Annotated in this window: 17 protein-coding genes; 9 read left to right on the plus strand and 8 right to left on the minus strand. The window is 44.0% G+C overall.

Annotated features, from left to right (window positions below; translation table 11 throughout):
• Positions 1-79: 79 nt before the first annotated feature.
• From ACIGBM_RS08850 to ACIGBM_RS08870, 5 genes are all read right to left on the minus strand, one after another.
• The gene (locus ACIGBM_RS08850) at positions 80-1,696 is read right to left on the minus strand and encodes an exonuclease SbcCD subunit D C-terminal domain-containing protein (RefSeq protein WP_397477478.1); all 1,617 of its coding nucleotides are present in this window, start codon (positions 1,694-1,696) and stop codon (positions 80-82) included.
• A gap of 152 nt (positions 1,697-1,848) precedes the next feature.
• A complete protein-coding gene (gene cysG / locus ACIGBM_RS08855) occupies positions 1,849-3,489 on the minus strand; it encodes a siroheme synthase CysG (RefSeq protein WP_397477479.1) in 1,641 nt (546 codons plus the stop codon).
• Between the two features lie 393 nt (positions 3,490-3,882).
• Positions 3,883-4,521, minus strand: a complete 639-nt coding sequence (locus tag ACIGBM_RS08860) for a phosphoadenosine phosphosulfate reductase family protein (RefSeq protein WP_397477480.1) — start codon at positions 4,519-4,521, stop codon at positions 3,883-3,885.
• Between the two features lie 84 nt (positions 4,522-4,605).
• On the minus strand, positions 4,606-5,226 hold the full coding sequence (locus ACIGBM_RS08865; protein ID WP_397477481.1) for a DUF934 domain-containing protein: 621 nt from the start codon (positions 5,224-5,226) through the stop codon (positions 4,606-4,608).
• Positions 5,219-6,910 carry a nitrite/sulfite reductase gene (locus ACIGBM_RS08870; RefSeq protein ID WP_397477482.1) on the minus strand — a complete coding sequence of 564 codons (1,692 nt, stop codon included), beginning with the start codon at positions 6,908-6,910 and terminating at the stop codon, positions 5,219-5,221. Before ACIGBM_RS08870 ends, ACIGBM_RS08865 begins: the two co-directional genes overlap by 8 nt.
• 343 nt (positions 6,911-7,253) lie before the next feature.
• On the opposite strand from ACIGBM_RS08870, the gene sat reads away from it, so the two are divergent.
• Positions 7,254-8,516 carry a sulfate adenylyltransferase gene (gene sat / locus ACIGBM_RS08875; RefSeq protein WP_397477483.1) on the plus strand — a complete coding sequence of 421 codons (1,263 nt, stop codon included), beginning with the start codon at positions 7,254-7,256 and terminating at the stop codon, positions 8,514-8,516.
• A 135-nt stretch (positions 8,517-8,651) separates the two neighbouring features.
• Here the strand turns inward: sat and ACIGBM_RS08880 are convergent, their stop codons facing one another.
• Positions 8,652-9,146, minus strand: a complete 495-nt coding sequence (locus ACIGBM_RS08880) for a hypothetical protein (protein ID WP_397477484.1) — start codon at positions 9,144-9,146, stop codon at positions 8,652-8,654.
• 408 nt (positions 9,147-9,554) lie between these two features.
• Between ACIGBM_RS08880 and ACIGBM_RS08885 the strand changes: the two genes are divergently transcribed.
• The 5 genes from ACIGBM_RS08885 (at position 9,555) to ACIGBM_RS08905 (ending at position 14,921) form a co-directional block, all read left to right on the plus strand.
• Positions 9,555-10,682 carry a sulfate ABC transporter substrate-binding protein gene (locus ACIGBM_RS08885; protein ID WP_397477485.1) on the plus strand — a complete coding sequence of 376 codons (1,128 nt, stop codon included), beginning with the start codon at positions 9,555-9,557 and terminating at the stop codon, positions 10,680-10,682.
• 268 nt (positions 10,683-10,950) lie between these two features.
• Positions 10,951-12,042 carry a sulfate ABC transporter substrate-binding protein gene (locus ACIGBM_RS08890; RefSeq protein ID WP_397477486.1) on the plus strand — a complete coding sequence of 364 codons (1,092 nt, stop codon included), beginning with the start codon at positions 10,951-10,953 and terminating at the stop codon, positions 12,040-12,042.
• Between the two features lie 223 nt (positions 12,043-12,265).
• A complete protein-coding gene (gene cysT, locus ACIGBM_RS08895; RefSeq protein WP_057760265.1) occupies positions 12,266-13,150 on the plus strand; it encodes a sulfate ABC transporter permease subunit CysT in 885 nt (294 codons plus the stop codon).
• A 1-nt stretch (position 13,151) separates the two neighbouring features.
• Positions 13,152-14,102, plus strand: a complete 951-nt coding sequence (gene cysW, locus ACIGBM_RS08900; RefSeq protein WP_397477487.1) for a sulfate ABC transporter permease subunit CysW — start codon at positions 13,152-13,154, stop codon at positions 14,100-14,102.
• A gap of 96 nt (positions 14,103-14,198) precedes the next feature.
• Positions 14,199-14,921 carry a sulfate/molybdate ABC transporter ATP-binding protein gene (locus ACIGBM_RS08905; RefSeq protein ID WP_082624600.1) on the plus strand — a complete coding sequence of 241 codons (723 nt, stop codon included), beginning with the start codon at positions 14,199-14,201 and terminating at the stop codon, positions 14,919-14,921.
• Between the two features lie 159 nt (positions 14,922-15,080).
• Here the strand turns inward: ACIGBM_RS08905 and ACIGBM_RS08910 are convergent, their stop codons facing one another.
• A complete protein-coding gene (locus ACIGBM_RS08910) occupies positions 15,081-15,410 on the minus strand; it encodes a helix-turn-helix transcriptional regulator (protein WP_057760261.1) in 330 nt (109 codons plus the stop codon).
• 387 nt (positions 15,411-15,797) lie between these two features.
• Between ACIGBM_RS08910 and ACIGBM_RS08915 the strand changes: the two genes are divergently transcribed.
• The 3 genes from ACIGBM_RS08915 to bfr (ACIGBM_RS08925) all read left to right on the plus strand — a co-directional run bounded on the left by ACIGBM_RS08915 (position 15,798) and on the right by bfr (ACIGBM_RS08925) (position 17,408).
• Positions 15,798-15,989 carry a bacterioferritin-associated ferredoxin gene (locus tag ACIGBM_RS08915; protein ID WP_101205900.1) on the plus strand — a complete coding sequence of 64 codons (192 nt, stop codon included), beginning with the start codon at positions 15,798-15,800 and terminating at the stop codon, positions 15,987-15,989.
• Between the two features lie 382 nt (positions 15,990-16,371).
• A complete protein-coding gene (bfr, locus tag ACIGBM_RS08920; protein ID WP_057760257.1) occupies positions 16,372-16,860 on the plus strand; it encodes a bacterioferritin in 489 nt (162 codons plus the stop codon).
• A gap of 68 nt (positions 16,861-16,928) precedes the next feature.
• A complete protein-coding gene (bfr, locus tag ACIGBM_RS08925) occupies positions 16,929-17,408 on the plus strand; it encodes a bacterioferritin (protein ID WP_101205899.1) in 480 nt (159 codons plus the stop codon).
• Positions 17,409-17,591: 183 nt separating this feature from the next.
• Here bfr (ACIGBM_RS08925) and ACIGBM_RS08930 read toward each other — a convergent pair whose 3' ends face one another.
• Entirely contained in the window at positions 17,592-18,968 is a 1,377-nt protein-coding gene (locus ACIGBM_RS08930) for a DHA2 family efflux MFS transporter permease subunit (RefSeq protein WP_397477488.1), read from the minus strand.
• Positions 18,969-19,024 lie beyond the last annotated feature (56 nt).

The following is a 19,024-nucleotide window of genomic DNA, read 5'->3' on the forward strand; positions in this document are numbered from 1 at the left end:
AATTCTTAATATTAGTAATAGCCGCAACTGCGAAAAATTGAGGAAGATAAGGAAGTGTGGTCATGATATGTCGCTTATATCATTCCGCCTGTTTGTCTTCATGACGTAAGTTATAAAGTATCTGGCCATAGGCATCGCGCAATGAGTCTTTTTGTGAGTCAGGTATGTCATTGATCGTCAAACAGCGCTCAAACACTTCCATCTCATTTAAGTCCTGCAAGTTCTCGGAAGTCTGCTGCTGATTAAGCACTTTGTTATAAGTACGAGTGTTTTTTATCTTAAGCACTTCACAGGGTAACCCTTCTACCATTGCTTGTACTTGCTCACGCAAATCACTGACAATCTCATCCCCTGTATAGACAATCTCTAGCCAAATAGAGTCCGATTGCGTAAGCGCTTGAATGGTTTGATCAATCGTGGTTAAGTCACCAGATATTTGCGCCAGCTGTTGGAATTTTGGGATGGGCAGGGAGACTACTTGCATCTGATTAGCGTCATCGCGATACAGTATTTTATTGATAGTAGTGGCATCAGTCGAGGTTGGTTGATTGTTTGTATTTTGCTTAACAGGAATATTTTCTACGGCAGTAGATTGTGCCACATATTCATCATCTGAAGGCTCATCAAAGCCAAACAAGTCATCCATGAAAGGCAGTTCCTGACTCGCCAATTTTTTAGCGGATTTTTCTACTAATTTATCTACTGATTTTTTCACTTGGGCGACTTCAATGTCAGCAGCTGTACGGATAGCATGAGGAGTAATACTATCAGGTGCGACATTCAACTCTGAGATACCATTATTAAAATGTTCTGCAGCACCAAACTGTACCAGTAATACTTGCTTTTGCTGTTTGGCCTCTCCAAAACCCATCGCAATAGGTGAGCCTGAGTAGCGAATACTCTCACGACCGCCAACACGCTGCGGTACGTGCAAATGCCCAAGTGCAACGTAATCGAAGCCATCATTGAACATATCGGCGGAGATTTTACCTAGTGAGCCGACATAGAGCTCGCGTACACCATCATCTTCGGTTGTTTTACCACCAGACGCGAATAGATGTCCTGTGGCAACGATAGGAATATATCGCTGATGCGTTTTGATTAAGTCGGCTTGCTTAGCCTTCGCAATATCTGCAACATTGTCATAATGCTCGCAAATACCAGCGATAACGTTGGCGTCTTTGCTATCTGCGGACTCGCCAGCGCTACTGCTACGCACATCCCGATCGCGCAGATAGGGCACAGCGGCGATAATACAATGAGGGTTGTTGTCATCATCACCCAAGACCAATACTTCGTCATCCAAGTCATCACAAGCAGTGCCAATCACATGTACGTTCAAAAATTTAAGCACATTGCTTGGCGCGTCCAAAAATGTTGGTGAGTCGTGATTGCCTGCGACAATAACCACATGCTGACAGCACGATCGTGAGACCTTACCCAAAAACTCATAATACAGCGCTTGGGCTTTATTACTTGGTGTCATGGTATCGAAAATATCACCAGCGACGATTAATATATCTACCTTCTGTGCGCTAATAGCGTCTTGTAACCACTGCAGAAACGACTCAAACTCTTCATAACGAAGGCGTCCATATAGACGTCGCCCCAAATGCCAGTCTGAAGTATGGAGTATGGTCAAAGGTTTCATTTGCGTGGTTAAAGAAGAAGGCAAGCTAGCATCGGGTATGGGCATAAGTAGACTATAAGTGTGAGCAGTAGAAAGTATTCATTCTAGCAAGAATCGTTGAGATTTGCGCTGTTGCCAAAAGAAAACCCTACCAATAATATACTGGTAGGGTTTTCTTTTTATTCAAGACTAAGCGTTTTGCAGATTAAAGGTAAGCGTTAGTCAATAATCAGTTGCTCCAGACCATCTCCTTGCTGCGTTGCAAGATTTGCGACCATCGATAGGGCGTGCGCTTGTTGGTCTATTGGTTGTTTTACTGCTTTACCTCTCGACCCTTCACGCAACCAATTTTTAGCTATATCATCGCTGTTTTGACTGTGCTGCTGATTTTGCAGATTATACCAAGCCAAATCATGATGCAAGCTGACCACGTCGCCCATAATGAGGAGGGCAGGCGTTGGCAATTGTGCTTGCTCTTGTTTGGCAACAATCGTTGCAAGCGTACCTGTCAATACCTGCTGATTGGGCATACTCGCATTAGAGACGATAGCAATTGGCGTCTCGCTACTGCGTCCAGCGTCAACCAAGCCTTCAGTCAAACGTGCCAGCGAGTGCAGACCCATGTAAAATACGACTGTCTCATCAGTATTTAAAAAGTTCTCAAAATTACTGTTGGGTGCACCAGCTTTCAAAAATCCCGTCACAAAACGCACTGATTGTGAATGATCACGATGAGTTAAAGGAATGCCTGCATAGCTAGCAGCGGCATTGGCTGCAGTGATACCTGGTACGACTTGGTAAGGCACATTATGCGCTCGTAGGCTTTCTATCTCTTCGCCACCGCGACCAAAGATAAATGGATCGCCACCTTTTAAGCGCACGACACGGCGACCTTGTTTGGCATGGTTGACAAGTAGCTCATTGATACCCAACTGCGCAACTGTATGATTGCTGCGTTTTTTACCGACGAATACTTTATCAGCATCACGGCGACATAAGTCCAACACCTGCGGTGAGACCAGTGCATCGTAGAACACCACATCTGCTTGCTGCATTAGACGCAAGGCTTTAAATGTCAAAAGCTCTGGATCACCCGGGCCTGCGCCCACAATATAGACTTCACCAACGGCTGGTAAGGCTTTTTCTGATTCATAAGATAGAGTAGGAGTAATCGTGTCTGACTCTTTTACCGCATTTGCATCATCGCTTTTCTTACTGATAGCCGCTGCGGTACTATCCAAATCGGCTTGCAGTTGAGCAGTGGCTTCAGTTTCATTACCGGCAAACATCAGCTGACTGACCTGACCTTCAAACGCACGCTCCCAAAACTGACGACGTCCAGTGAGGGTCGGTATCTTGGCTTTTACCTCACTGCGAAATTCACCAGCCAGCTTGGCCAATTTGCCATAGCCTTGCGGGATTAACGTCTCAAGTCGTGCCCGTAATAGACGTGCCAATACCGGCGCTTTACCGTTTGATGAAATACCAATCACGATAGGATTGCGATCGATAATCGCTGGAAAGATAAAGTCACATAAGTGCGGCGTGTCGACCACATTGACTGGAATGTTTAGCTCAGTCGCATCTGCATGAATCTGGTGATTAAGTGTTTCATCGTCAGTCGCGGCAATGATTACCCGTGCGCCTGCCATATAGGTTTTATTATAATTTTCATAGATAAACTGGTGCTTATCGTCAGTTAGCAAGGCTTGTAGCTCATGGCTGATATCTGGTGCAAGTATAGTGATACAGGAACCTGCACGACTAAGCAAGTCCGCTTTACGCAGTGCCACTTCGCCGCCGCCCACGATAAGCACTTTACGGTCTTCTAATTTAAAAAATAGCGGGAAGGTGTTCATAATGTCACCATATATTTAATTGTTTATTATAAAAGGTAGAAAAGATATAAGGAATGCCGCCATTATGAGGTATCACAAGCATACTCTCACCTAGTGAATTGGCATTAGTATATTCGTTTTTGAGATATTAATACCTGTTTTCGCTAATAATAGGAATAGCGGTAAGTTTTCGATATATAGTCAGAGAACTAGTAGAAGGCTACAGCGTTACTCTCCCTAGAGGTACTATTTGTACGATCTGCAGTCGACTGACTTGTATCCATTTTAGGTTTATTCGACTATAGATAGAACAGCCACAAAAAAATCCCGCTTAACGACTCTATTAAGAGCCAAGCGGGATTTTTTATTTATATAGCTAGTGTTCAGAAAGTAGTAGCTACAGTCAGAGGCTTACTATAGCTGAGTATGTAAGCCACACTCACGGCTTTCTTCTACTTTCGTTGGATCAAAGTAGTCATGCTCGTTTGGCAAGTTGTGCTCATCTAAGTATACGTCTAGATCAGCATCTGTTTTTTCAAACAATGGCGCTACTTTTAGCACGCCGTCTTTTGACAAGCTAAGTACATCAAGACCTTGGCGGAACTCAGTTTGGTCTTTACGAATAGCATTGAACCACACGTCTGGCTTTAGCTCATCTAATGCACGGCGGAACGGCTCAAGTTTAACTTGCTCAGTAAACTCGTCATGCTGTGGGTTATCGATACCTGGGATGCCATTCATCGTCGCGTCACGGTGTGCAGCCGTTTGCTTAGGAATGTAGGTAACGACATTTAGGTTCAAGTCATGGATAAGCTTGTTGGCAAACTGATAAGTAGCATCAGTGTTGTAGCCTGAGTCTACCCACAATACCGTGATATCAGAACGCTGTTTAGCAACCAAATGCAATATAGCCGACTCATATGGACGGAAGTTCGTCGTGATGATTGGGTTTTTTGCTTGAGTCAGTGCCCACTCAACGATTTGCTCAGGTGACTTACCTTGCAGGTCTTGGTTGGCTTGGTCAAGGTCTAGGTTTGGGTGTAATTGGCTCATAATACGTTCCTTAATTGTTGTTAATATAAAAGGGTTTATTAAAAATATTGGGTATTACTATAAAATTAATGGTCAGTGCTAAAACTATGCGACTGAAGGCTCTGACGATTGTGCAAACATCGGTAAATCTGAAGCACTTCGGCCATCATAGCTACTGGCAAGGGCAGTAAAGGCTTGCTCAATACCAAATTTAGAATCGGCTTCTAGGTCATGCTCGCTCAAGACAAAGCTATCAACGCCCGTGCGTAGCATATAAGCAATTTGATCGCGGCCAAACGCACCAGCCACTCGAATCTCGCCTGTGTAACCGATTTGGCGCAGCGTACGTGCAAAGCTAAAGTGACGGCCATCAGCGAATTTCGGCACATCAATTACGATAAGTGCATGCGTTGATAAGAACTCACTAAGCCCCTCTAATGCATCAGCATCAGTATCGGCAGTAATCCACAATCCAAGTCGGCTACTGTGCTGTACGATCAGCTCATAGACTTCTTTGATCAGACCACCAGCCTGTGCGCCTGTCGTATCTAATAGATCAACAAGTGGCACAATGACGTCAGGTTTTTCTTGTTTTTGTAGTAGCTCAAGCAACGTAATGTTAGTCGATACGATGCTCTCTGGTAGTGCATCAGTAGTAAGTACATGCCATGTATCTTGACTGCCAATATCGACGCCATGACTGTCCAAAATATGGTGATTAGCCATAGACCTTCTCCTTAAATGGATCAATACCAACGCGCTCAACCAATTGACCAAAGCTTTCTACATCGTTATCAGTGCTGGCACGTAAGTCCACATAGACATCAACGATCTGCTGTATGGTGTTAGCAACCTCAAGAGCAGGCACAGATTTTCCTAAGATTTTGCCAAGTTTGGCGTCGTCGCTAGAGTTGCCGCCAAGGCTAATTTGATACCAATGTTCGCCTTTTTTATCGACACCCAAGATACCAATATCGCCTGTATGATGGTGCGCACAAGCATTGATACAGCCAGACATGTTCAGGCGAATCTCACCCAAGTCGTATAGATAGTCTAGGTCATCGAACTGTTTTTCGATTTGTTCAGCGATGTTGTGCGTCGTTGCATTGGCAAGCGAGCAGTAATCCCAACCTGGGCAGACAATCATATCTGTTAGGGTATTGATGTTTGCGCGCGCTAAATGCAATTCTGATAGCTGCTGCCATAACTCATAAAGCTTATTGGTCTGCACATCAGCAAATACTAGATTCTGCTGATAAGTACCGCGCAGCTCACCAAAGCTATATTTGTCAGACAGGTCAGCCAGTGCGTCCATTTGTGATTCACTGACGTCACCGGATGGTACATATTTGCCATCGACCAAGCCTGCTTTGAGCGAAATTACTACGGCACGATAGCCCGCTATTTTGTGCGCTACGGTGTTTTGGTTGTACCAGTTGGCAAAATCTTTATCAGCGCTCAGTTGCTGTTGTAGCTCAGACTGTACTTGTAATGCGTCAAACGATGCATAGTCAGGCTCACTAAAGAAACCAGTCGCTGTTGCAAAGTTCTCATCAGTCAAAGTAAGTGGACCATCTTTGGTATGAGCTTCCCACTCGGCATTGACCAGTTTAGCAAAGGCTGGACCGCCCATGCTTTCGACCAAAATTTTGATACGTGATCTGTATTTGCTGCCTTTGTCACGGCGACCGTGCAAGTTATAGACACGCAAGATGGCGTCCAAATAACTCAGCAAATGCTGACGCGGCAAGAATTTATTGATGACTTTACCAAGGACAGGAATACGTCCTAGACCGCCACCAACCAATACTTCAAAACCAATCTCACCTTCATCATTGGTCTTTACGTGTAGACCGACATCATGTACTTGGGTTGCCGCGCGGTCATCATTGGTACCGATCACAGCAATCTTAAATTTACGCGGCAAAAAAGCAAACTCAGGATGGAAGGTTGACCACTGACGAATAATTTCACAATAAGGACGTGGATCAGCGATTTCTTCTTTATGGATACCAGCATATGGATCGGTGGTGGTATTACGAATACAGTTACCTGAGGTTTGGATGGCATGCATCTGTACTGAGGCTAGTTCAGCCAAAATATCTGGCACATCTTCTAGCTTTGGCCAGTTCAGCTGAATATTGGTACGGGTCGTGAAGTGTCCATAGCCTTTATCATACTTGCGAGTAATCTCGGCCAGTTTGCGCAACTGGTAGCTGGCAAGCAAACCGTAAGGAATGGCGATACGCAACATCGGCGCATAACGCTGGATGTACAGGCCGTTTTGCAACCGCAATGGCAAAAACTGCTCTTCTGGCAGCTCACCTGCCAAAAACCGCTCGGTTTGGTCGCGAAATTGGGCAACTCGTTCCTCTACCAAAGTCTGGTCAGCGTAATTATATTGATACATGACGTAATCTCAGTTTTGTTTTTAATCTTAAAATCAGCGACGAAAATGATTTGCGTGTGTAATAGGTTTTATTGCCGTTCGCAATGTAAATAATTCAGCTATACATCATATAAGCTTGTACCCAGAAACATAAATTCCTTTCAGACATATCCATATCCAAACACAGCATAAATTTTCATAATGAAAGTTAGGTAGCCTATGCGTAACAAATTTAATGCCCAATCGTTAGTACGCTACTTATTATCTAGCGACGGCTTTCTTCTCAGTTTTGTACATTTAATCGCTTTTGCATTTTTGCTCATCTCTTCCAACCATTCTTTTTATAAGAGGTTTTAATAACTATATGTCTCAAACTCAAAGCCCAACCCAATCACAATTCAAATCAAAGCTGGTTCCTCCACACGGTAGTGCAGAGCTTAAGCCACTATTATTAAACGGTGCAGCACGCGATCAAGCATTAGAGCTTGCCAGCACATTGCCGACCATCACCCTAAGCTCACGTGAGCGCGGTGATTTAATCATGTTCGGTATCGGCGGTTTCACTCCGTTAAATGGTTTTATGAATCAAGCGGACTGGCAGGGTGTGGTAGACAACATGCGCTTGCAAAGCGGTGAAAACGCAGGTTTGTTTTGGCCAATCCCTATCACCTTGTCTGCGCCAAAAGAGACGGCAGATAGTTTGAGCCAAGGCGACAAAGTAGCATTGGTCGCTCAAGATGGTGAAGTCATGGGTATCTTGACGGTAGAAGAAACCTATACCATCGATAAAGAACATGAGTGTCAGCAAGTATTTACGACCACGGATTCAGAGCATCCAGGCGTACAGCAAGTATTGAACCAAGAAGCCATCAATATTGCCGGTAGTGTCGAAGTATTGAGTGAAGGTGAGTTCCCAACGTTATATCCAGAAATCTACAAAACGCCAGCAGAAACACGCGCAATCTTGGATGCTAAAGGCTGGAAAACAGTGGCTGCATTCCAAACGCGTAATCCAATGCACCGCTCACATGAGTATCTGGCTAAGATTGCGATTGAGATCTGTGATGGTGTGTTGATTCATTCATTATTGGGCGCATTGAAACCTGGCGACATCCCTGCAGAAGTTCGTCAAGAAGCCATCAAGACCTTGATCGATAACTATTTTAGACAAGATACCGTTATACAAGCAGGCTATCCGTTGGATATGCGCTATGCTGGTCCACGTGAGGCATTATTACATGCGCTATTCCGTCAAAACTACGGCTGTAGTCATCTGATTGTTGGTCGTGATCATGCTGGTGTCGGCGATTACTATGGTGCGTTTGATGCGCAAACTATTTTTGAACATGTTGGTAAAGATGACCTTATCACCCAACCGCTCAAAATTGGCTGGACGTTCTGGTGTAATGCTTGTAATGCGATGGCCTCTGATAAGACTTGCCCGCATGACGCCTCTGAGCACGTTAAAGTGTCAGGTACTAAGCTGCGTAAAGCGCTATCAGAAGACGAAGATGTACCAGATAACTTTAGTCGCCCAGAAGTACTACAGATTTTGCGTGACTACTATGCCGGCATCGCAAAAGAAGAGCGTGCTGAGGTGAAACTAACGGGTGCATCTGCGGTATAAGGGCAGATCGTCAGTATAAATAACTCGTACTAAGCCAGTCGTAAAAAAGGTGTCAGACTTATGGTCTGGCACCTTTTTGTTTTTATCACTATTTTAAAATAAAAAACACGCCCTAACGCATGTTAGCGCTGTCTATTAAATCTCCAAACCTACTGCCAGCTTTTTATATTCTCCAGCAAGTGAGCCACCACCTGAGCAAAAATAGTTCAGTGCATATTTGTCTGGGCTGTCGATGATGAGGGTGTCATCCTTAAACTGAAAAAAAGCCGTGCTGTCATTTACCTTTGCCTGAAAAATCATACCATGAGCAGTATCTTGCCCCATAAGTGTTGCCTTACCATCGAAATGACAAGTAGGTTTTTTGATATCGCTGCGTGAGCGAACTTTAATGTCAATCTGTCGATCACCATCTGCTCGTACCATCACGCCAACCCAATCATAGCCTTGCGCACGTTTGTCGTAGTCGGCAGAAGCATAATCCGCTGAAACCTTGTCTCCAAGAATATTGTTGTTACTCACTGGCATGGCTAGTGTTTCACTAGTGACTATTTTAACAGCGCTGTGGCTATCGCTATTCATAGTGGGCGACATACTATTACAGCCTGTTAAAGCAGCTAGGGTAGAGGTCATTATTATTAGCCCTACAATAGAACGAAATTGACGGTATGAAGTATTCATATAAGGGCCTTTGGTCAAGTAAGAGGGTAATATTTGAATAGTAGCGAGATGATAAAAGTATTATTGATACAGCAAACTTTATGACGTACGAATAATGGTACAGCCTACCCAAATTATAGTCTACTTAATAAACCTGCCAGCAGTTATGTACCTCCTTTTATGCTTGATGCTGCAAAACGATTGCTCCTATCACTTATGCCAACTTCACTAGTCGATAAGCTAATTCGTCACTAAGCGTTTGCTATTTATGCTGCTAGCATAGCTTGCATCATCCCGACAACCGAACTCAAAAGATTGTAGGCTCTGTGATGATGGTCAAGATTTTGACAAAACGCTTCTAATACTTTTATCGAGAGCATCATGCAAAAAAAATTCCAACAAATCAGCATTGCTAGCATTCAATCAACTAATAATAAGCCTGTAAAAGCGCGTGTACTTGCCACCAGCGGCATGCTCGCAGCAGCGATGATAATGACAGGCTGCAGTCCAACAGAAGCGACGCAAGATGACGCGGCAAATAGTGCCAGTGGCGGGACGCAAGATGTCAATCTACTCAACGTCTCCTATGATGTGTCGCGCGACTTTTATAAAGACTACAACACCTTATTCAGTACCGACTATCAGAAATCTCACCCAAATAGTAAAGTAAATATCAATCAATCGCATGGCGGCTCTAGTAAACAGGCGCTTTCTGTTGCCAACGGTTTGCAAGCGGATGTGGTGACCTTTAACCAAGAGAGCGATATGAATCTGTTGGTGGAAAAAGGCTTGGTCGCTGCTGACTGGCAGCAAGCACTACCTAACAATGCCGTGCCGTACACCAGCACCATGGTGCTACTGGTTCGCGCTGGTAATCCAAAAAATATTAAAGACTGGTCAGATTTGGCCCGTAATGATATCGATGTGGTCATCCCGAACCCGAAAACCAGTGGCACGGCGCGTTATGCCTTTTTGGGTGCCTACGGTTATGGCTTGCACCAATTCAAAGAAAGCAGTAATGAAAATCCTGTAAAAACCAATAACTTTATTAAGAAGTTGCTGGCCAACGTGGTCACTTATGACAATGGTGCACGCGCCGCAACGACTAGCTTTACCCAGCGTGGTCTAGGTGATGTGCTGATCACGACCGAAAACGAAGCACATTTGGCTGCACAGCAATTTGCAAAGGGTAACGTTGATATCGTATATCCGAGCTATTCGATTACGATTGCCAACCCAGTAGCGGTCGTAACGGCAGTGACTGAGAAATCTGGTAAGACGGAAGCGGCTGGTACTTATCTAAAAGGCTTATGGGATAAGCCTGCCCAAGAGCTCATGGCAAAAATGTATATGCGTCCAAGTGATGAGCAAATCCTAGCTGCTCACAAAGATACTTTGCCTGATATTGAAACGTTTGAACCTGTGACTGTGTTTGGCTCATGGGCAGAGATTATGGATGCTTTCTTTGTAGATGGTGGCCGCTTTGATCAGCTGGCAACCACGAAGTAGTCGTTAATTCTTGATTTATAAAACTATCTATCTTAGCTGCTTTCAATGAAACGCGGACAAGATAGATAGGGCACATGCCAGTATTAAAACCATCAATAAACAAACAGTCCGTTATACATATAGATTCTTTTAACAACTTATTGATATATCTGGCTTTGTTTACTGGTTATTCCCTTTTGGCAATAACATACGCATATTCATCATTAAACATAATAAGATGGCGCTGTTAGCATACTTGCATTACACAACAGACATCTTTGAGGTATTTATGACAGACGTAGCTCGTTATCAGCAGAAAAGTAAAACTCTTAGTGCCTTGAGTATTGCTGGCGTTGCTTTGACATTGGGTCTAGCTGGCTGTAGCAACAGTGAGACTACTGAGGCCGCAGCTGATGGTTCAGCGACGACAGAAGGGCAAAATATCGAGCTACTTAATGTCTCATACGATGTGGCACGTGACTTCTATAAAGACTACAACCCATTGTTTGTTGAGCACTACAAAGCTGAAAACCCAGACAGCAATATCCTAATCAAACAGTCACATGGCGGCTCAAGTAAGCAAGCACTGTCTGTTGCCAACGGTCTACAAGCCGATGTTGCCACCATGAACCAAGGCTCTGATATTGAGCTGCTTGAGAAAAAAGGCTTGGTTGAGTCAGATTGGGAAAGTAAATTCCCAGACAACGCGGTTCCGTTTACTAGTACGATCGTATTTTTGGTACGTAAAGACAATCCAAAAAATATCAAAGACTGGGAAGATTTGACCAAAGACGGTGTTGAGATTGTCATGGCCAATCCAAAAGTGACAGGTAACGGTCGTTACGCGTTCTTAGGTGCATACGGTTATGGTCTACATGCTTTTAATAAAGATGAAACAAAAGCTAAAGGCTACGTAAAAGACATGCTAAAAAATGTCAAAGTCTATGAAAATGGCGGACGTGCAGCAACGACGACTTTCGTACAGCGCGGTATTGGTGATGTGTTGGTCACGTTTGAAAACGAAGCTAACCTTGCAGCCACTGATTTTGGCGCGGGTCAAGTAGACATCGTTTATCCAAAATACTCAATTAAATCAGAAAGCCCTGTGGCAGTTGTGAAGACGGTAACAGATAAAAAAGGCACTACAGACGCTGCCAAAGCGTACCTTGATTACTTATGGAGTGAGCCTGCTCAGCAGCTAGCGGCCGATCTATATCTACGTCCTAGCGTTAAGAGCGTGCTTGACAAAAATGGTGACAAATTACCGCCAGTTGAGACTTTCCGCCCGAATGATGCCTTTGGCACATGGGATGAGATCATGAGCACTTACTTCAGTGATGGCGGTGTGTTTGACCAATTGGCAATTAACGCGCCTCAGTAATCGCTTGCTGAGTAGTTAGAGCAGCTACTGCGCTAAACACTGAAACAGATTAACTCGATTAATCGTACAGTCAGTCATGAAGCACCCCATAAAGGACATGGTCGTACGCACTATGTCCTTTATATCATAAGCCGACCAATAATAATTTTGATAACAATGGTAATAATGGTCTTACAGTGAGCACCCTCGCTAAGTACCATCAGTTAGGCAATAGGACATCACTATGAGTGCAACATCTTCTTCTGCCAGTAAGCCCGGCAACAAAAAAGGTTGGCTGACCCGTTTGCGTCAGCGCAATGTGCTACCCGGGTTCGGTCTGAGCATGGGTATTACTGTCTTTAGCTTGTCGTTATTGGTGGTACTACCGTTTGCCATGATGGCCTATACCACAACGCAGATGGGTTGGACTGGCTTTTGGGAAACTATTACCCAGCCGCAAGTCACTGCCGCTATCAAGCTGAGCTTATGGATGTCGTTTTTGGCGATGCTGACCAATATGGTATTTGGCACACTGGTTGCATGGGTACTTGTCCGCTATGAGTTTTGGGGTAAGTCACTGATTAATGCCTTAGTCGATTTGCCATTTGCACTACCAACCGCCGTTACAGGTATCTCGCTTGCCACTTTGTATGCGCCTAATGGCTTGATTGGTCAATGGTTTGCCAAGTTCGATATTCAAGTAGCCTTTACGCCAATAGGTATTTGGCTAGCACTGGTTGTGGTGAGCTTTCCCTTTATCGTCCGTGCGGTGCAGCCCGTACTTGCTGAGCTATCAGTTGAGTTTGAAGAAGCGGCTGCGGTATTGGGTGCTAATCGTTTGACGACTTTTCGTAAAGTGATTTTGCCGGAGTTATTGCCAGCCTTGTTGATGGGTGCAGGTATGATGTTTGCCCGTGCCACTGGCGAGTATGGCTCGGTTATCTTTATCGCGGGTAATATTCCGATGCAGTCTGAGATTTTGCCGCTCATCATTATCAGTAAGCTTGAGCAGTTTGATATTCAAGGTGCTTCTGCGGTTGCACTATTTATGCTACTCATATCATTTGTCATCTTGCTGACCATTAATATCATGCAGTGGAAACTGTCGCGCCGTGTAGGAGCTCGCTAATATGCAAATATCTAATAGCTACGACTACCAAAGCAACGCCGCGACCAAAGATACCCCATGGATACGTCGCACCTTTATTGCCATTGCGGTGCTATTCATGATTGTCATGTTGGTCATTCCATTACTGGCTGTGTTTTATGAAGCCTTTAAAAATGGTTGGCAGTTGTATATTGCTTCATTAGTAGACCCTGAAGCTTTGCAAGCCATCAAGCTTACGCTTATCACGGCAGGCATTGTCTTACCGATTAATATGGTAATGGGCATCGCAATTGCATGGTTGGTCACGCGTTACCAGTTTAAAGGTAAGCAGCTGGTCACCACTTTGCTAGATTTACCATTTTCGGTATCGCCAGTGGTTGCAGGTTTGATGTTTGTGCTGCTGTTTGGACTGAACTCTACTATTGGTGGCTGGCTTGAAAGTATGGGTTTCCAAGTAATTTATGCGGTGCCTGGTATCATTTTGGCGACGTTGTTTGTGACCTTTCCTTTTGTTGCACGTGAGCTGATCCCATTGATGCAGACTCAAGGCGACTCTGAAGAGCAAGCAGCGCTCACCTTAGGTGCGACTGGTTGGCAGACGTTTTGGCATGTGACACTGCCTAACATCAAATGGGCGCTGCTATACGGTTTGATTCTGACCAATGCCCGTGCGATGGGTGAGTTTGGTGCGGTCAGTGTGGTTTCCGGTCACATTCGCGGCGAGACCAACACCATGCCGCTATTGGTTGAGATTGCCTATAACGATTATAACTTTACCGCTGCGTTTGCCTTATCGAGCATATTGGCTGCATTGGCCTTGGTGACGCTACTGATTCAACAAGTCATGACCAAGATACAAGAACGTAAATTTGCCAAGTCTGAGCGGTTTGCCAGCGCACCTGAGCTGCCAGTAAGTGCTAACGCAACGACCGCCACTGAATCGACGAGTGCGGACAGTACTGGCAAGGTATAACTGCCATTATCTGATAAATGATGTTAATACTACGGATGCAGTCGCTACTCAGCTACTTGCCACGATACGACAAAAGATATAATAAGAGATACGATTATGAGCATTGAGATTCGCAACGTTAATAAAAAATTCGGCAATTTTACGGCTTTAGACAATATCAATATCACTGTGCCAACTGGGAAGCTGACGACGTTACTAGGCCCGTCAGGCTGCGGTAAGACCACTTTGCTACGTATTATCGCGGGTCTAGAGTATGCCGACTCTGGGCAGGTATTGTTCGATGAGCTAGATGTGACCAATACTCCAGTCCAAAAGCGCCATATTGGCTTTATGTTTCAGCATTACGCGCTATTTCGCCATAAGAACATCGCGGATAATGTGGCGTTTGGATTGACCTTGTTGCCAAAAAACGAGCGTCCGAGCAAAGCTGATATCAATAAGCGCGTGGCAGAGCTCTTAGACCTCGTACAGCTACCACAAGTTGCCAATGCTTATCCACATCAGCTATCAGGTGGTCAGCGTCAGCGCATAGCGCTAGCACGTGCACTAGCTGTCAAACCGAAGCTGTTGCTGCTAGATGAGCCGTTTGGTGCACTAGATGCCAAAGTCCGTAAAGAACTGCGTACATGGTTAAAGAACATCCACCACGAGCTTGGTATCACCAGTATCATGGTGACGCATGATCAAGAAGAGGCACGTGCGGTATCAGATGAGATCGTCGTGATGAATCAGGGCCGAGTAGAGCAGGTAGGCACGTCAGAGGAGCTGATACACCAGCCAGCTAATGCCTTTATCAGCGACTTCTTAGATCTTGTATAAGTATTTGACCTAGAGAGTTTTAGATATCAATAGTTGAGCAAAAAAAAGACCTACGAAAGTAGGTCTTTTTTGGTCTGGCGCATTGCCGCAGATTTATTGTCTTAAACGCTTTTTATAAAGCACAGTCAAAGAACCAAAAATCCAAGCGGACAGTAGTATCTAAGCAAGATCCGATACATCTCTACTAGTGCCTCTAGGAGTGATCTGCTCGTAGGTGATGTCTAAGATATCTTGACACCAATCTGGTAAATCATCAGCGACCTCATACCACATCCAAGTACCGTCACGTACACAGCTCAAAATACCCAATTTTTTCAAATGGTTTAGGTGGCGTGATATCGTTGGTTGTGGCTGGTCAAGCATATCTACCAAATCACCCACGCAACGTGCTTCTTTTTTAAAAAGAATTTGAAATATTTTTAGACGTGTCGGATCAGATAGGACTTTGAATAAATCGATAGGTCGTATCGTAAAGTTATTATCAGACATAGGTGAATTCCAATGGGCTTCGTTAATAGGGGTTCAATATAACAGCAGTTATCTACAAAATCGATTAAAAAATAAACAAATTTACAGTTCATCGTCAATTCACTACCTTTGACAATATTCGGTTACACGCACACTTATATCCACCTACATAAATGAACTGCCTGTAATATAAGGATACTGTTTCAACGAATAAATATATCGAATGTGATTGAAAATGATAATAATTATCGTTATTATACTGCAAGCGATAAACGTGATTTCAACGACTAATTTTTAATTACTAGAAAACAGTAAATTATCCGTTTATCAATGACACTTATCACAAAGGTTTTATATAAGTGTCGTATGCCGTCATTATCGAATAGTGGTATTCCGAGGAGCCAATCCATGTACGTATGTATCTGCAACAACGTAAAAGAAAAGCAAATCAAAGCAGCTATTGCTGCAGGTGTTGATACGCTCGATGGTCTAAAAGATACGCTCGATGTAGCAACGTGCTGTGGCTGCTGCGAGCCGATGGTCAATGACTACCTAGACGAACACCATGCAAAACTCGATAATCTAGCGTACGCCGTTTAAACACTGTTAATCACACATTCTCATTATTTAGTGCAATAAGACCTAACACGATAAATTATATTCAGTATTTTGCATCTAACTCTATTTATTATACATAAGGAGCAGGGTGCAAGCGTCCGTATAACCTCAGTCATACACCAACACGAACTATATTAAATAGTCTCATGCCAGTTGTAGCTAATTATGATTCTCAATTAGCATCTTATTCTTAGTTCATAACGTTACACCCTATACTGCGCCTGTATGCTACTATATTTATCTGAGATTAGAAGCCATTTTATTGATTTTGATTTTTACTGGTCAGTTCGCCAATTATGCTATTCTTATATAATAAATTGTGGATGTATGGTGATCGGTAAAAATAAATAGGGGAGTACGCGTTATGATAGGTAGCCAGAAAGTCATTGATTATTTGAATTTCTTACTAGGTGGTGAGCTTGCCGCTCGTGACCAATATTTTATCCATTCAGAGATGTATGCTGAGTGGCACTATGGCAAGTTATACGATCGTATCCATCATGAAATGGAAGACGAAACGCTACACGCACAGAACATCATTCGCCGTATCTTGATGTTGAGTGGCACGCCAAAGATGTCGGTCGACGCTATCCATATCGGTGCGACTGTCCCTGAGATGTTGCAGTTTGACCTAGATTTAGAGTACCAAGTACAAAAGCATCTAAAAGAAGGTATCGCACTTTGCGAAGCAGAGCATGACTATGTCACGCGTGAGATGCTGGTTGAGCAATTAAAAGACACCGAAGAAGATCATGCGCATTGGCTTGAGCAGCAGCTTCGTCTCATCGACATGATTGGTCTACCGAATTACCTACAAAGCCAAATGGCTGAAGTCACTCCTAATATTGTCTGATATCATCCTACGTATGAATAGCATTCACAGTATTTAGCATAAATAACAGAGATTAAGGGAGAAAGGTAATGACAGGGGATAAAGAAGTTATTCGCGCGTTAAATAAGGTACTTGGGCAGTCACTGATTGCCATCAACCAGTATTTTTTGCATGCACGTATTGCACGTCATTGGGGGCTAGAAGCGCTTAATGACTCATTATATAAGCAATCTATTGCTGAGATGAAATGGTCAGACGACCTAATCGCTCGTATTTTATTGTTAGGCGGTTTGCCAAACTTGCAGGAACTGGGCAAGGTATTGGTCGGCGAAGATGTACCAGAAATCATTGAGTGCAACCTACGTCTTGAGAGACAAAAGTTCGATATTATTACTGATGCCGTTACCTTATGTGAGACAAAGTCTGACTATGTCTCTCGCCAGCTATTAGTCACGCTAAAAGATGGCAATGAAGAGTATGAAGACTGGTTAGAGACGCAGCAGGACTTGATTGAGAGCATTGGTGTAGAGCGCTACATCCAATCGCAAATGAATGATGATGACGCATAATAGTATTAATTATTAATGTAAATCCTTATAAAAAAAGCCAGTATAAGATTGATAATCCAATCGCATACTGGCTTTTTTCTGTTTACAGATAAGACATTTCTAATATTTCGACTATACAGAATAGAGACGTGTTGTACGTAAAGTCTCACTCAATAGAAAGCTTGTCTCGATTGAAGACACGCCCTAGTACAAACCGCGGCCATCTTCAGGTTTCAGACGTAAAAAATACAGCCCTGAGAGAATGGTCAAAATGCCCAATATCCAATAAGTGGTTTGGAACGCTACTAACGTATCCATCTGTAGACGCTCACGTAATAGATTCAACACAGCAGCACCGAACGCAATACCGAAGCTAATCGCTAATTGCTGATTGACCGCCATTAAGCTATTACCGCTACTAGTTTGTGTGCCCTGTAAATCGCCAATCGTAATCGTGTTCATCGCACTAAACTGCATAGAGTTGCAGGCACCCATGATGGTCAGGATAGGTATAAACCATAGCCACTGCGAGGCATCATTAAACTGCGCTAGTACAATGATAAGTGAGCCCATAAACAAGGTATTGTAGACCAGTACTTTACGATAGCTAAACCGCTGAATAATTTTGCTAACCCAAGGTTTGATACCTATAGCACCCACCGCAATCGGAGCAAGCAGCCAACCTGCCTGCGAAGGCGAGTATTCAAACACCACTTGTAGTAATAAAGGCAGTAAAAAGGGCACGGCACTGATACCAAGCCGCGTAAACAAATTGCCTGTAATACCGATTCGAAAGGTGCGAATATCAAACAAGCTGAGTGGAAACAGGGGATCTGCTCGCCGTTTGGCATGCCAGACGTACGCACCGATCAATAGACTTGCGCCTAACCCAAGCAACAACCCATAAACCCCGCGACCTGTCTGTGAACCAAACTCAACAGCCAGTGTGAACCCGCAAGCAGCGGCGGCAAACAATACAAACCCTGTCCAGTCAAGGCGCTTAGTATCTTCATATAGCGCTGGCACCAGTTTTTTGCCCATGATAAAACCTGCCACGCCCATCGGTATATTGATCAAAAATATCCAATGCCAGCTGGCATATTGCACGATATAGCCACCCAATACTGGACCGACCAGCGGTGCAACCAAAGCAGGTATCACAGCAAAATTCATCACAGTGAGTAGCTTATTGCGCGGATAAGACTTAACCAATATCAAACGAGCGACAGGCGTCATCATCGCGCCACCAATACCCTGTACCACACGTGAAGCAACCAAAAAATCTAGCGTTTGCGACGCCGCGCACAGTAATGAGCCAACACAAAAAATGATGACCGCGGATAAAAATACGCGGCGTGTGCCATATTTATCCGCTAAAAAACCACTGATAGGGATAAAAATCGCCAAGGTTAATGCATAGCTGATGACGGCCCACTGCATTTTTAGTGGTGACTCACCCAGTGCCTGTGCCATTTGCGGTAAGGACGTGTTTAAAATAGTGGCGTCCAAAATCTGCATGAACAGCGCGACTGCTAGTACGTAAGGTAGGTATTTCTCTTGAGTTGGGGTGAGCGTTACCATGTGAGTCCCATTGAACGTCTCGTTATGGAATAAGAAAATAGCGGATTTGCGAGCAG

The sequence above is a fragment of the Psychrobacter sp. NPDC077938 genome (assembly GCF_044542635.1).
Lineage (GTDB): Bacteria > Pseudomonadota > Gammaproteobacteria > Pseudomonadales > Moraxellaceae > Psychrobacter.